Below are 13,577 nucleotides of genomic sequence, written 5' to 3'. Positions count from 1 at the left end.
AAAAAGAAGATTTCAAACTTTGTGATACAAGGCATTTAGCCTCTTATTGTGGGTATGATTTGGAGCTTGATGAGCTAAACATCAAAGAAAGCTTGGAACGAAGGCGAAATTTATGCGATGAAGAACTTCAAAAAAAACTTGAAAATATACCTCTTGAGATCAAACAAGAAAAAAGCAAACATTTTAAGCACGAACTTGAATTTAAAGCCCAAGAAATGCCGAGTCTATCAGCCTTACCAAAACTTTTAAAAGAGATAAAAAAATATAACGCAAATTTTGATACCAAATTTTATACAAAAGAGCTTAAGCAAAGACAAGCAAAAGAAAAAGACTACGACGCAAAAGATTTGCATAAAAATGCCTTAAATAACTGGGAAAAACACATTCAAGAAAAGCTCAAAAAACGTAAAGAAAATCTCACTGAAAATGCCCAAAGCAAGCTCATCAAAGATACAAGAGAATATCTTGAGCTTTTAAGGCAAATGCAAGAAAGCTTTGATGAGATGGGCGAAGCTGGTGAGGTATTTAAAGACGGCGTGATGAATGAGCTAAGAGAGGGTTTAGCAAGCGGTAGAAGTGCTGATGAGTTTTTACAAGATAGTGAAGCAAGAAATGAATTTGGACGCGGTAGCGGAGGAGGCAAAGGGGAGTTAAAAAAACGCATACAAAATTTAAGTGTTTGGCTTAAGCTTTTAAATCAAGAAAGCGTAAAAAAACTTTGTGATATGCTAGGTAAGCTTACCAAAGAAGAAAAAAAGCTAGAACTTGAAAAGATACAAAGCCTTCAAAGCTATGATATCAAAATAAGAACACCACACATCAAAGAAGAAATCACGGGCATTGTTTTAGGCAGGGATTTAGAAAATACCCTGCCAAGCGAGTTAGCTTTGATTGATGATGTAGATTTTGGCATACTTTTTGATCTTAAATTTAGCGAAAACCGCCTTTTTTGTTTCGAAAAACAAGGCTTTGAAAGTCAAAGCAAACAAAAGATGATAGATGAGGAAAAAGAAAAAGAGCTAAGCGAAGCAAAAGGTCCTATAATACTTTGCGTAGATACAAGTAGCAGTATGAGTGGCACACCAGAAACCATAGCTAAAGTCGTGGCTTTATATATGGCAAAAAGGGCTATGGAGCAAAAAAGAGCGTGTTATCTTATCAATTTTAGCGATGGCATTCATACCCTTGATCTTAGTCCACCAAACAACCTTTTTAAGCTTTATAATTTTTTAGAACTGAGCTTCAACGGAGGCACAGACGCCTTACCTGCTTTAGAAGCTGGCTTTAAAAAGATGAAAGAAGAGGCGTATCAAAAGGCTGATATGCTAGTGATTAGTGATTTTATCTTTAGTGGCTATGATATGCAAAGGATAAAAACCCTAATGAAGCAAAAAGATGAAACAAATAAATGCTACGCTCTTTATGTAGGCTCTTTTGGGGATAGTTTAGCAAAAACGAAGCTTTTTGATGATGAGTTTATCTGCGAAGCAAATGGCAGAGTTTCTAATCTCAATCTTAGTATAAAATCCTTAAAAGCTAAAATTTAACTTAACTTTTTCTCAAACTTTAAGCCAAGTTTTGTTAGAATTTAAGTTTTTTGAGGGATAAAATGGATACTTATGAATACAGTGAACTTTTAAAAAGCTTAAAAAATAAAGTCGGCAATATCGCTTCCATCATCAAGCCAGATGAGCTTAAAACGCGTTTAAAAGCTATAGAAGAGCTTGAAAACTCGCCTGATTTTTGGCAGGATGCTAAAAATGCAGCTAGCATTGGCAAAGAAAAAACCAAACTTTCAAATTTACTTAAAAATTATGAAAATGCTTTTAATGCCCTAAATGACGCTAACGAACTTTTTGAGCTAGCTAATGCTGAAGAAGATCATGCTACGCTTGAAGCTTTATTTGAGGACTCCAAAAGCCTTGAAGAACATATCAGCCAGCTTGAAATTTCCATGCTCTTAAGCGATGAAAATGACAATAAAAATGCCATTATTTCCATACACCCAGGAGCTGGAGGAACAGAAAGTAATGACTGGGCGAGTATGCTTTATAGAATGTATTTAAGATTTTGCGAGCGAGAGGGCTTTAAGGTTGAAACCTTAGACTTTCAAGAGGGGGAAGAAGCTGGGCTAAAAGATGCAAGTTTTTTGGTAAAAGGCGTAAATGCTTATGGGTATTTAAAGGCTGAAAATGGCATACACCGCCTTGTAAGAACCAGCCCTTTTGATAGTGCAGGACGCCGCCACACTAGCTTTTGTAGTGTTATGGTAAGCCCTGAACTTGATGATGATATAGAAATAGAAATCGCTGAAAAAGACATAAGAGTGGATTATTACAGAGCTAGTGGAGCTGGAGGACAGCATATTAATAAAACTGATTCAGCAGTAAGAATCACTCATTTTCCAAGTGGCATAGTGGTGCAGTGTCAAAACGATAGAAATCAGCACAAAAACAAAGCCACAGCCTTTAAAATGCTCAAATCCCGCCTTTATGAGCTAGAACTCATGAAACAACAAGATGCTAGCCAAGTAGGAGAAAAAAGCGAAATGGGCTGGGGACATCAAATCCGCTCTTATGTGCTTTTTCCTTATCAGCAGGTTAAGGATACGCGTTCAAATGAAGCATTTAGCAATGTTGAAGCTATTTTAGACGGAGATATTAAAAAGCTTATTGAGGGTGTTTTAATCGCTTCAAAATAAAAGTTAAATTTAGCCTTCTTAAAGCAAAACTAAGTTAAAATTCGCCTCATAAATGACGGGAGCTTGTGTAACAGGCTGAGAGTAAGCTAAAAAGCTTAGACCGAACCGGAACTAGATAATGCTAGCGTCGGGAAGATTTATGTTTTTGCTGTTTTTATCTTTAGGTATTGTAAATTTTACACGCAAAGATAAACACTCTTTATTTCTCACACTCAAACTTCTTTCATTTATCTTCAAAATTCAAACAAGGAGATCAAATGAATACTCAAATGTCTTATGCCAAAAAGGGCATAATCACCACTCAAATGCAAGAAGTTGCTAAAAAAGAAGAAGTTAGCGAGGATTTTTTACTTGAAAATATCGCTAAAGGCAAGATCATTATCCCTGCAAATATCAACCACAAAGCCCTTGAGCCAAATGGTATAGGCAAGGGTTTAAAAACCAAAGTCAATGTTAATCTAGGCGTTTCAAATGATTGTGTGGATTATACTGAGGAGATGAAAAAGGTTGATTTGGCACATAAATTTAAGATTGAAGCCATTATGGATTTGAGTAATTATGGCAAAACAAGCCGTTTTAGAGATGAACTTATCGCTAAATCAAAAGCTATGATAGGCACGGTGCCAGTTTATGATGCGGTGGGCTTTTTGGAAAAAGACTTAGCTCAAATTAAGGCAAAAGACTTTTTAGATGTGGTGTATCATCATGCAAAAAGTGGGGTGGATTTTATGACTATTCATGCTGGCATAAACTCACGTGCAGCAAGGGTTTTTGAAGAGGCAAATCCTCGCATAACCAACATAGTTTCAAGAGGTGGTTCTGTGCTTTATGCGTGGATGAAAATGAGTGGAAATGAAAATCCTTTTTTTGAGTATTATGATGATTTGCTTGAAATTTGTGCTAAATTTGATGTTACGCTTTCACTTGGCGATGCTTTGCGTCCAGGCTGCACGCATGATGCAAGTGATGCAGCTCAAATCGCTGAACTTATCGAGCTTAGCTTGCTTACAAAAAGGGCATGGGAGGCAAATGTACAAGTGATGATAGAAGGACCAGGGCACATGGCGATTAACGAAATTGCTGCAAATATGCAACTTGAAAAAAGAATTTGCAATGAAGCGCCTTTTTATGTGCTAGGACCTTTGGTTACTGACATAGGTGCAGGACATGATCATATAAGCGCGGCTATTGGCGGGGCAGTTGCGGCTGCAAATGGGGCTGATATACTTTGCTATGTAACCCCAGCAGAGCATTTGCGTTTGCCAAATTTAGACGATGTGCATAATGGCATAGTAGCCACTAAAATCGCAGCTCATGCTGGAGATATAGCCAAACTTGAAAAAGCAAGGGAGATTGATGATGCGATGAGTAAGGCTAGGCAAGAAATTGATTGGCAGATGATGTTTAAACTTGCAATTGATGGGGACAAGGCTAAAAAAATGTTTAATGAAAGACGTCCTGAGGAACTCAATTCCTGCTCAATGTGTGGAAAAATGTGTGCGATGAATACCATGAATCAAATCCTAAAAGGCGAACAAGTAAGCCTTGTGTGAAATTTGACTTTTGCCTACTTTTGGTGTTTAACGCCAATATGCTTAAACACCAAAAAATCTTTAAATCAAAGCTCAAATACAAAAAAGCAAAATCTAAGCATTCCTTATCCTAAAATACAAACTCTTCAATTTAAACCCTAGCAGATCAAATTTATCTTGCTCTTTTACTGCTACACCTTCATATCCACACTTTTATTTAAAACATTAAAAGTATTTAAGCTTATCTTTGAAAGCATACTTACTAAATCATTTGAATTTAAAAACTCACTTTGATAGACATTTTGGCGGTTTGCAAATTAAATAATATTTTTCAATTTGCTGGAGTTTAATGGCTTCAGCAAAAATTCATTCTGCCGATTTACTTTAATAATAAATTTCAAAAGGCAAGCTCAAATGCAAATAAGCTCTATAAATTCATATTCAAGCTACGCAAATACTTTTAATTCTCAAACAAAAACTCAAAATTTAAATGAAAATTCCACTCAAACTAATACTTTAAATTCAAGCATTTCAAATTTAGTCCAAGATGAAAGCAAGGCAGTCTCTCAAGTCTTAGGTTATGGTGTGGATAAGGAAGGCTTTTTTACTAGTGATTTTAATGAAGCAGCTGGCTTGCCAAAAGATTATAAAATTTATGCAAAAGGAGCTGAAAATTTTGTAAATTCTATAACAAGTTTAGAAAAAAACCCTACTGGTAGAGCTTTTACAAGTATAGATTTAGCTAAAAGTTTAGGTAGGGCTTATCAAGTTTTTTCACAACTTATAAGCAATGTTAAGGGAAATTTTACAAAAGAAGACATTGATAAAATCCCCCAATGGTTTGAGTGGGATACTCAAAGCTTGCAAGTCAGTAAAATTTATACAAAAGATGAGTATTTAAATATCACACCAAGCAAAGAAAGTGCATATAGCTCTTCAAAACATGCTTTGAGCTTTGCAAGCTGGGATAAACTCGGTTTGGATTTTGTAGATAAGAGCGAGGATATTTTTGCTTCTCATTATGGTGATATAGGCAAAAGCATTTATACTCATACTGATAAAAGCATATCTAAAGGCGGTGTTTTAATGGCATTTTTTACAAGAAATGCTGACTTTTTGCGTGGAGAAACGACTGTATTTGGTAAGATGACAGGCGTGGATGATGATTTTGGTGTAAGTCAGAGAAAAGAATTAGATGAATTTATGCAAAATAATCCCATTACCTACACACTCAATGAAAATGTAGCAGCTGAATTTTTAAAACGCTTTGCACTTAGAAGCACCTATACAGATGTAGAAGACTTTAAAAACGAATGGCTAAAACTTAAAGCTGAATCTGATAAGGCTTATGCTACAATGCAAAATGAAAAGCTATATTCACAAGCTTTAAATAATACAAATAACTTTTTAGCCCAAAACAATGATAACCCACAAAGTAATGAAGCAAACAAAACAACTTTTACTCCAATACAAGCAGAAAGTAAAAATGAAACTTATAAAGCTATAGATACAAATGAACTTCTTAAAAAACTTTTAGAAGAAAGTTTTGATGAAAAAGATTTTCTTAAAATGCTTTTTGGGATAAAAGATGAGAATTTAAATTTAAAAAGTCTTGATTTAAATTCAAATGAGTTTTTAAATTCAAATAATTTAGTAAGTATGCTTTCAAAGATAAGCTTAAATACCTTTAATGTTTTAAATAAAAGTGTGGATATGAAGGTGTGAAGCTGGGAGATAAGCTTGATATTTTGCTTGTGGATGAAAATATTTTTAAACTCAAACTTTTTAAAAACCTCCTAAGCTCCAAAACCTACGATTTTGTTTTTATCAAAGCTTGAGCTTAATTCTTTATGTATGCTTTCTAAAAAATCTTGCATTTTGAAAATGCCCTCTTTTGAAATGGCTGCTTTTAGGGCTGTGTTTTTAATCACCATGATGATTTGAGCGCCACTAAGTTCATAGTTTGCTAGCACATTGACGCTAAATTCTTTGTCAAATTCGGCATTTTTAGGTAGGGATTTTTGCCAGATTAAAAGCCTTTGAGTAAAATCTGGCTTTTTAAACTCTATCTTATACTCAAACCTTCTTGAAAAGGCACTATCTAGGCTTTCTAAGAAATTTGTTGTAGCGATGATTACCCCACTAAAACGCTCGATTTGTTCTAGGAAAATATTTTGCATTTGATTGTGCATTTTATCAGCCCCACTGCTACTTTCAATCCTCGTGCTTAAAAATTGATCGGCTTCATTTAAGAGTAAAATTGGGCTTTGCTTGCAATTTTGAGCGATTTTATTATAAGTGTCAAAAATTTTTCTTACATTTTGCTCGCTTTCGCCCACATATTTGCTTAAAATTTTAGAACAATCAAAGCTTAAAACCGCCTTTTTCATAGACTTTGCAAGGCTTAAAGCACTCATAGTCTTACCCGTTCCAGCAGGTCCATAAAAAATGATCTTTGCTTCTATATTTTTAGAGCTTTTTATGCCCCAAGAACTTAAACGCTCAAGCACTTTTTTATCCTGTTGCTTTAAGATATTTTCTAAAAGCTCCTTTGTTTTTATAGGCATGATCACATCGTTTATATCAGTGTTTGGCTCTATAAGCTCAAATATATCTTGATCCTTTACAACGCTTTCTAGCCTTAGCTTAGTGTTTTTGCTTGGCTCTTTAAAATCAATTATGCGTTGTAAAATGCTCTCACTTAAATAAAAGCTTTTATTAATATCTCCAAAAGGGCTTAAAAACTCATCATAATCAATGAGATTTTTTTCCATAAGTTTTGAGTTTTCATCAAATAAGGCTTTATTTTTAAGTCTTTCAAGCTCAGAATTGCTGATAAGTAAGAGTAGGGAATTTAAATCCCTTGCATTTGAGTTTTCATCATTAATGCTGTATTCTTCTTTTAAAAGGGCGATGAAGATGATTTGCTCTTTTTCATTTAGGGCGTATTCTTTAAAAATTTCAGCCAAGACATTGTAAAATTTGCTGTGTTTAAGACGCTCTTTGATATGCTTTTCATAAGCTTTTATGGTGTTTTTAAGCTCATCATTTTGATATTTTAAGTTAAAATTAAGTCTTGCATAAAGCTCAATACGTTCAAACTCATCTTTTAAATACTCCAAATAATCACTATAAGCGTCTTTTTTAGACATATCAAGCACACTTTTTTCCTCGATAAAATGCAAAAAAAGCTCGCTTAAGCTCAGCTCAGTTTGAAGTAAATAAAGCATTGAAGCTCTTAAAGCCCTTGAGTCCGTGCTTTTAAAAGCACTCATACTTTGAGTGATAAAACCAAGCTCTATAAGATGTTTAAGCTCTTCTAAGTGATCTAAATGTGAAAAAGAAGAATCCCCAAAAAGAGTAAAAAGCACGCTAAAAGCACTGGTGCTTGAGTTTGCTTGCACATAGTTTTTACAAAGCTCTCTTAAGATCAAAGCCTCATTTTCACTGCATTTGAGTTTTTTAAAAAGCTTAGTTTCTGTGATATTTTTTTTGTTTAAAAACTCTTTTAAATCATTCATTATCAACCTTTTTAATGCTTAGCCTTATATTGTTTTTCTTTTCTATAAAAAGCATTTCCTTATCACAAACTTGATATCTTATATCATAATTTACACCCTGTAAATTCTGGCTAAAACCACAAGCATTTTGCACTAAATTCTTGCCCTCAAAAAGAGGCTTAAAACGCAAAATATCTTCTAAAAAATCATCATAATAAGCCTGTCCTAAATACCTTTGATTAAAAGCTTTTTTCTCAAAACAAGCTTGTTCTAAGCAAATTTTATCTTCTATCTTAAGCCTTAAAAGCACCTGAGCGAGTTTATAAAGCTCTAAGCTCACTCCCTTTTGCTTTTCATACAAAAAACCAAAATCAGCATTTCTTAAGCCCTGCACCTTTAAGCTTACATATACAGGCTCTGATTTTCCTTTTTTTAAAGGCATAGAACAACTGAGCAAAAAAAAGCTTAGTAAAATGATGGTAAATCTCAAAATTTAGACTTTATTTTAAATTTTTAAAGCTTAAATTCAGCTCTAAATTGAGTTCTTTAACCAGCTTCATCACATCTTGTAAATCATCAATTTGCTTAGCACTTACCCTAATCTCCTCGCCTCTAATTTGAGAGCTTACCTTAAGTTTGCTTTCTTTGATAGCTTTGTTGATTTTTTTGGCATTTTCACTATCTATGCTTGAAGCTAGTTCTAGGCTTAATCTTGCTAAAGCCCCGCTTTCTCTGCTTTTTTCTTTAATAGCGGCAGCATTAACCCCTCTTTTGATAAGCTTTGAAATAAGCATATCTTTTAAGGTATCAAGCTTAGCTTCGCTTGAGGAAGAAATTTTAAAAAGCCCAAGCTTTTCATCAAGCTCAAACTCAGCCTTTATACCCTTTAAATCATATCTGCTTTCAAGTTCTTTTTTAGCTTGCTCTAGGGCGTTTTTAAGCTCTCCGCTATCAATAGCTGCGCTTATATCAAAACTATGCTCACTTGCCATTTTTTACAAACTCCTTTAAATTCTCAAGCACCATTTCTATGAGCTTTTTCATAGCTTCAGCACTCGCAAAAGCTATGTGAGGTGTGATGATAAGCTTTTCTTTATCTTTGATTTTTAAAAGTGGATGATTTTCCCTCATAGGCTCATGTTCAAGCACATCAAGTGCTACTCTTATATCTTTTTTATCAAGCACAAGGGCTAAAGCCTCTTCATCTACTATACCACCGCGTCCTACATTGATCAAAATAGCCCCATCTTTCATGAGTTCAAGCTCTTTTTGCGAGATGAGCTTTTTTGTCTTTTCATTAAGCGGAGCGTGAATGCTGATAATATCACAAGTTTTAAGCAAATCCTCAAGGCTAAGATGAGTAAAATCAGCCTTTAAATTCGCCCCTGTTGTAGAATGATAAAAAACCTTTGCTCCAAAGCTAGAAGCTATATTTGCAACCTGCTTTCCTATACTACCAAGCCCTATAATGCCATAATTTTTTCCCTCAAGTGTATGAATGATACGAGAAAAATCCGTAAAAATAGCACTCTTACACCATGCTCCACTCTTAGTAAAAGTATCATAATACACCACATGATTTAAAAAGGCAAAAAGCAAGGCAAAGGTATGCTGAGTAACGCTTGAAGTAGAATAACCTGCTACATTTTTTACCACTATGCCCTTATTTTGTGCGTATTCTACGGCTATGTTATTCGTGCCTGTGGCTGTTTCTAAGATGAGTTTTAGGTTGGTATTGTCAATAACTTCTTCATCGATAATGACTTTATTAACCACGGCTACATCAGCTCCTTTTAGCCTTTGTATCACCTCATCGGTGCTTGTAAGCTCATAACTTACAAATTCGCCAAAGTCCCGAAAAGCACTCAAATCAGCTTCCCCTAAAGTAAGGGCGTCTAAACAAACTATTTTCATTGTATCTCCTTTTTATGCCTTTATGATATGTCCTACAAATTTAGCAAAATTATCAAGCACCAAGCCACCTTTTCTAAAGCCTAAACCACAGCCCTCATAGGCAAAAAATACTCCAGCTTGGTATTTTTGTCCCTCATGTTCGTTAAACTCCACAAATTCTTGATAGATGAATTTATTATTTGCATACTCGCCCTCTGTTTCAAAGCTGATAGAACCATCTGCTTCTATTATGCTTATATTTGCGCCTTCTCTACCAAAAACAGGCTTTTTCACGCATTTTTTACCCACTAAAGGCTTATCGCTAGTTTCTAAAAGCAAAGGATGGTTTGGATAAAGCTCCCATAACACTTTTAATATGCCCTTACTTTGAAAAAGTAAGGTATAAGCTGGATTTAAGATAATCGCCTTTTGATTTTGCATGATCTGTGTTAAAAGCATGGCTAACTCGCCTTCTTCTATGGCTATATTTTCCCAAGGGATAAGCTTAAAGAAGTATTCAAAATTGATACCATTTTTGAAAATTCCCTCTGGGCTAAACTCCACCTCATCAATAAAGCTAAAATCACTCTCAAAGCCAGCTTCTTTAGCAATATGAGCTAAAAGCTTAGTGGTGATCTCATCTTCATGAGAGCCAGCTATGCTTGAAAAAAGGATTTTCCAGCCCTGATAATACTGCTCAAAGCCCTCAACACTTTCTTCAAGAGTAACAAGTCTTTTAAAATTATCCATCAAGCTTTCATAAAGGCTGTTAAATTGCAAGCTTTCATCAAGAGCATTTTGCTTTAAAATCGCCCATTGTAAAATCGCTGTTTCAAAAAGACTGGTTGGAGTATCAGCGTTAAACTCTATAAGCTTAATTGGCTTGCTATCAAGCCCGCCAGCTAGATCAAAGCGAGAATACAAATGCCAATGCACCTCATTTTCCCAGCTCATCTTAATAGCATCAATTAAATTAAAAGGAATGCCTAGCTCATCAAAGCGGTTCTTATCAATCACTTCTTGAGCCGCAGCCACAACCATATCATAAAGCTCATTTACCGCTTCATAATACGCATTTGCTTCTTTTTGACTCACTTGCACTAGCTCATTTGAAAGATACTCACTGCCATCATTATCGGTGTGCCAGCTAAAACCTATGCTTTCTAAATAGCTTTTTTCAAGGGCTTTTACTCTTAAAAAATTCATATTAACCTCATCTTTATTAAATTAAGAGCCAAAGCTGCTTGAACTTGAACTTGCTGCCTTTGAACCGCCTCCAAAAAAGCCTGATCTTGAGCTTGAACCAGCCCTTGCGTTTTGGCTGTTAAAGCTATTCATACTTCTTTGATAGGCACTTTGATTTGAAAAAGCTCCTCTTTGATTGTTGGCAAAATTTTGATTATTAAAAAGTTTTGAGCCTATCCAAGAACCTATGATGGCTCCAGCTGCACTAGCAAGCAAGGCTTCTCCTAAACTTAAACCACCTCCGCTCATTTGGGCGTTTTCTTGAGTAAGCTTTGAAGTGCCATTATCAATTTTAGCCTCTTCTTGTTTAAGCAAGGCGTCCATTTCTGCTTTAGTCAGTACTCTTTCAGTGCCATCAAGCTGTTGCAAAACCACTCTAGTTTCAGCACTTGGGAATTGTTCTTTGATCTTATACTCGCCTTTTGCAACTTCTTCTATAATGACAAAGGCACCTTGCTGGGCATTTTGGCTCATATCCTCTGCCCTAGTTCCTCCATCATTGCAAGCTATCAAAGCTCCAGCTGCAACCGCACTCAGTCCTGCTATCATGGTAAGTTTGGCTATTTTTTTGATGTGTTTCATGATCTTTTCCTAGTAAAAAATGAAATTTTTTAAGTGTAGCAAAGTTTTACTAAAATTTTGTAAAAATGAAAGAAAATTGCAAAAGTGTAGAATAAAAATAAACACAAAAGCCTGAATAACTCAGGCTTAAAATTTAATGTTGATGGCTAGCTTGATCAGATTTAGTATTATGATCAGCGCAAGCAAAAGCTGAAATGCTAAAAAGGCTCAAAAGAGCTGCAAAAACGATCTTTTTCACTGCTTATCCTTTCTATGAAATATTTTTTTTAAGCGTGATGATAATATCATGTCATTTTTTAAAAACTACTTAAAAACAATAAGAAATATTAATATCTAAAATATTATCTTATATCTTTGAATTCTAATAATATATAAGTTTTAATAAAACTTAATAATGAATTAACTATTTTAAAGTTATAATTATTCTCACACAAAAATTTGTGTTTTAAAAAATTCAATTCTTAAAGGATTTCAAATGAAAAAAACTTTAGCAATGCTTGCTATGGTAGGCGTTAGTGCTCTTTTTGCAGCTGAACATGAAGTAAAGATGCTTAATAAAGGTGCTGATGGCATTATGGTTTTTGAACCAGCTTATGTCAAAGCAGCTGCAGGCGATACTATCACTTTTGTAGCTACTGATCCAACTCACAATGTCAAAAGTGTGCTTGTTCCAGATGGTGCTTCAAGTTTTCAAAGTCCGGGTGGAACAGTAAAAAAAGGTGAAAAATACAGCGTAAAGCTTGATAAAGAAGGTGTATATGTATATGAATGCGTCCCTCACACTCCAATGGGTATGGTGGGACTCATTCAAGTTGGAAAAGCTGTTAATGCTGATAAGGTAAATGATGGCTTATTTAAACCAGCAAAGGCAAAAGAAAGATTTAATAAATACGCTGCTCAAATTCAAAAATAAAGTTTCAATCTAGGCTTTTTAGCCTAGATTTTGAAAATATTTACGAGTATTTACGCACTAAAATGACGTGAAATATAGGATTTATAGACGTATTTAGCTCTTGTGTGGCTGGGTATTTCTTAGCTTTAATAGCTGGGATATCTTTAAAACACAAGCAAAGAAAAGAGCTAAATTCAGCCCTTTTCTTGACTTTCATAGCTTCTTAATTTATTCTTTTGTTTTTAAATCCTTGTGAAACAAATTTGCAAGCTTAGCTTGAAATTTAAGCCAATCTTTTTGAAGCATGATAGGAAAGCCTCCATATACCCTGCCTCCTTCTAAGCTCTTGCTTACCCCACCTCGTGCAGCAACGGTAGTAAAATCGCCTATCTTAAGATGTCCGCTTGTCGCACTTTGTCCGCCCATAACGACATTTTGCCCAAGTTCGCTTGAACCAGAAATTCCTGTTTGAGCTACGATAATGCAGTTTTTGCCAATAACGCAGTTATGTCCTATTTGAACAAGATTATCAACCTTAGTCCCAGCCTTTATGATGGTGCTTTCAAACACAGCCCTATCGATACTCGTGCAAGCCCCAATCTCAACAAAATCTTCTAAAATCACATTGCCATTATGATAAATTTTATAATGCTCCCCAGCGTTGTTGTGAGCATAACCAAAGCCATCACTTCCTATAACGCAGTTTGCAAGCAAATGACATTTTTTACCGATTTGACTATCACTATAAATAACCACATTTGGATGGATTATACTAAAATCGCCTATGCTGACATTATCGCCTATATACGCTCCTGCCATAATCACGACATTTTCGCCTATATTTACGCCACTTCCTAAATACACATTTGGCATTATAGTAGCACTTTTAGCGATAGTATTTGGTTTTTTTTCATTCGATACTAAAGGCTTTGCATACAGCTTACTTAAATACGCAAAAGAAAGCTGAGGATTAGCACTGATGAGCTTTTGCATATCTTTTGGCACTAAATTTTCATGCTTTTTGCTTACTATGATCGCTCCAGCTCCGCAATGAGCGATATTCTTAGCATTTTTATCGCTATCACAATAACTCAATTCATCAAAACTTGCCCTTGAAAGCGAATTTAAAGCCTTAATCTCTAAATCCTCGCCCTTAAACTCAAGCCCCAAAAACTCCGCTATCTCGCTTAATTTCATCATCGCCCCTTAATAAAATAAAAATATTATAATCA

13 protein-coding genes and 1 riboswitch are annotated in these 13,577 nt (G+C 35.0%); of the genes, 5 read left to right on the top strand and 8 right to left on the bottom strand.

Features of this window, described 5'->3' with window-relative positions; all coding sequences use genetic code 11:
• The first annotated feature begins 59 nt into the window (after positions 1-59).
• The 4 genes from CQA38_RS01100 (at position 60) to CQA38_RS09295 (ending at position 5,958) form a co-directional block, all read left to right on the top strand.
• Complete coding sequence (locus CQA38_RS01100; RefSeq protein ID WP_137632163.1) at positions 60-1,547, top strand: hypothetical protein; 1,488 nt, start codon at positions 60-62, stop codon at positions 1,545-1,547.
• A 62-nt stretch (positions 1,548-1,609) separates the two neighbouring features.
• Positions 1,610-2,701, top strand: a complete 1,092-nt coding sequence (gene prfB, locus CQA38_RS01095) for a peptide chain release factor 2 (protein WP_137632162.1) — start codon at positions 1,610-1,612, stop codon at positions 2,699-2,701.
• 45 nt (positions 2,702-2,746) lie between these two features.
• Positions 2,747-2,852: riboswitch (TPP riboswitch) on the top strand.
• A 106-nt stretch (positions 2,853-2,958) separates the two neighbouring features.
• The gene (thiC, locus tag CQA38_RS01090) at positions 2,959-4,254 is read left to right on the top strand and encodes a phosphomethylpyrimidine synthase ThiC (RefSeq protein ID WP_137632161.1); all 1,296 of its coding nucleotides are present in this window, start codon (positions 2,959-2,961) and stop codon (positions 4,252-4,254) included.
• A 393-nt stretch (positions 4,255-4,647) separates the two neighbouring features.
• Positions 4,648-5,958: a Cj0814 family flagellar-dependent secreted protein gene (locus tag CQA38_RS09295; RefSeq protein WP_212741802.1), complete on the top strand. Its 1,311-nt coding sequence runs from the start codon at positions 4,648-4,650 to the stop codon at positions 5,956-5,958.
• A gap of 71 nt (positions 5,959-6,029) precedes the next feature.
• On the opposite strand, the gene CQA38_RS01080 is transcribed toward CQA38_RS09295, so the two are convergent.
• Genes CQA38_RS01080 through CQA38_RS01055 form a run of 6 tightly spaced genes read right to left on the bottom strand, consistent with a single transcriptional unit; the run spans position 6,030 to position 11,453 of the window.
• Positions 6,030-7,754, bottom strand: coding sequence for an ATP-binding protein (locus CQA38_RS01080; RefSeq protein ID WP_137632160.1), 1,725 nt, complete (start codon positions 7,752-7,754; stop codon positions 6,030-6,032).
• The gene (locus CQA38_RS01075) at positions 7,747-8,175 is read right to left on the bottom strand and encodes a hypothetical protein (RefSeq protein ID WP_137632159.1); all 429 of its coding nucleotides are present in this window, start codon (positions 8,173-8,175) and stop codon (positions 7,747-7,749) included. The genes CQA38_RS01080 and CQA38_RS01075 overlap by 8 nt, the downstream gene beginning before the upstream one ends.
• 58 nt (positions 8,176-8,233) lie before the next feature.
• Positions 8,234-8,725, bottom strand: coding sequence for a YajQ family cyclic di-GMP-binding protein (locus CQA38_RS01070; protein ID WP_137632158.1), 492 nt, complete (start codon positions 8,723-8,725; stop codon positions 8,234-8,236).
• A complete protein-coding gene (locus CQA38_RS01065) occupies positions 8,715-9,647 on the bottom strand; it encodes a D-2-hydroxyacid dehydrogenase (RefSeq protein ID WP_137632157.1) in 933 nt (310 codons plus the stop codon). The genes CQA38_RS01070 and CQA38_RS01065 overlap by 11 nt, the downstream gene beginning before the upstream one ends.
• Before the next feature lie 12 nt (positions 9,648-9,659).
• On the bottom strand, positions 9,660-10,832 hold the full coding sequence (locus CQA38_RS01060) for a glutathionylspermidine synthase family protein (protein WP_137632156.1): 1,173 nt from the start codon (positions 10,830-10,832) through the stop codon (positions 9,660-9,662).
• Positions 10,833-10,853: 21 nt separating this feature from the next.
• Positions 10,854-11,453 carry a UPF0323 family lipoprotein gene (locus CQA38_RS01055; protein WP_137632155.1) on the bottom strand — a complete coding sequence of 200 codons (600 nt, stop codon included), beginning with the start codon at positions 11,451-11,453 and terminating at the stop codon, positions 10,854-10,856.
• Between the two features lie 475 nt (positions 11,454-11,928).
• On the opposite strand from CQA38_RS01055, the gene CQA38_RS01050 reads away from it, so the two are divergent.
• On the top strand, positions 11,929-12,366 hold the full coding sequence (locus CQA38_RS01050; protein ID WP_137632154.1) for a pseudoazurin: 438 nt from the start codon (positions 11,929-11,931) through the stop codon (positions 12,364-12,366).
• A 40-nt stretch (positions 12,367-12,406) separates the two neighbouring features.
• Here CQA38_RS01050 and CQA38_RS09170 read toward each other — a convergent pair whose 3' ends face one another.
• Complete coding sequence (locus tag CQA38_RS09170; protein WP_170999454.1) at positions 12,407-12,562, bottom strand: hypothetical protein; 156 nt, start codon at positions 12,560-12,562, stop codon at positions 12,407-12,409.
• An 11-nt stretch (positions 12,563-12,573) separates the two neighbouring features.
• Positions 12,574-13,542 carry a UDP-3-O-(3-hydroxymyristoyl)glucosamine N-acyltransferase gene (lpxD, locus tag CQA38_RS01045; RefSeq protein WP_137632153.1) on the bottom strand — a complete coding sequence of 323 codons (969 nt, stop codon included), beginning with the start codon at positions 13,540-13,542 and terminating at the stop codon, positions 12,574-12,576.
• Between the last annotated feature and the right edge of the window lie 35 nt (positions 13,543-13,577).

The sequence above is a fragment of the Campylobacter sp. MIT 12-5580 genome (genome assembly GCF_005406235.1).
Taxonomy (GTDB): domain Bacteria; phylum Campylobacterota; class Campylobacteria; order Campylobacterales; family Campylobacteraceae; genus Campylobacter_D.
Note: the sequence above shows the minus strand (reverse complement) of the source record. Positions and strands in the feature narration are given on the sequence as shown.

What these genes read in the sequence shown, in the direction of transcription:
- CQA38_RS01060 (WP_137632156.1), bottom strand. Translation starts at nt 10,832, where the DNA reads ATGAATTTTTTAAGAGTAAAAGCCCTTGAAAAAAGCTATTTAGAAAGC.
- CQA38_RS01080 (WP_137632160.1), bottom strand. Translation starts at nt 7,754, where the DNA reads ATGAATGATTTAAAAGAGTTTTTAAACAAAAAAAATATCACAGAAACT.
- lpxD (WP_137632153.1), bottom strand. Translation starts at nt 13,542, where the DNA reads ATGAAATTAAGCGAGATAGCGGAGTTTTTGGGGCTTGAGTTTAAGGGC.
- CQA38_RS01070 (WP_137632158.1), bottom strand. Translation starts at nt 8,725, where the DNA reads ATGGCAAGTGAGCATAGTTTTGATATAAGCGCAGCTATTGATAGCGGA.
- thiC (WP_137632161.1), top strand. Translation starts at nt 2,959, where the DNA reads ATGAATACTCAAATGTCTTATGCCAAAAAGGGCATAATCACCACTCAA.
- CQA38_RS09295 (WP_212741802.1), top strand. Translation starts at nt 4,648, where the DNA reads ATGCAAATAAGCTCTATAAATTCATATTCAAGCTACGCAAATACTTTT.
- CQA38_RS01075 (WP_137632159.1), bottom strand. Translation starts at nt 8,175, where the DNA reads ATGCCTTTAAAAAAAGGAAAATCAGAGCCTGTATATGTAAGCTTAAAG.
- CQA38_RS01065 (WP_137632157.1), bottom strand. Translation starts at nt 9,647, where the DNA reads ATGAAAATAGTTTGTTTAGACGCCCTTACTTTAGGGGAAGCTGATTTG.
- CQA38_RS01050 (WP_137632154.1), top strand. Translation starts at nt 11,929, where the DNA reads ATGAAAAAAACTTTAGCAATGCTTGCTATGGTAGGCGTTAGTGCTCTT.
- CQA38_RS01055 (WP_137632155.1), bottom strand. Translation starts at nt 11,453, where the DNA reads ATGAAACACATCAAAAAAATAGCCAAACTTACCATGATAGCAGGACTG.
- prfB (WP_137632162.1), top strand. Translation starts at nt 1,610, where the DNA reads ATGGATACTTATGAATACAGTGAACTTTTAAAAAGCTTAAAAAATAAA.
- CQA38_RS09170 (WP_170999454.1), bottom strand. Translation starts at nt 12,562, where the DNA reads ATGAAAGTCAAGAAAAGGGCTGAATTTAGCTCTTTTCTTTGCTTGTGT.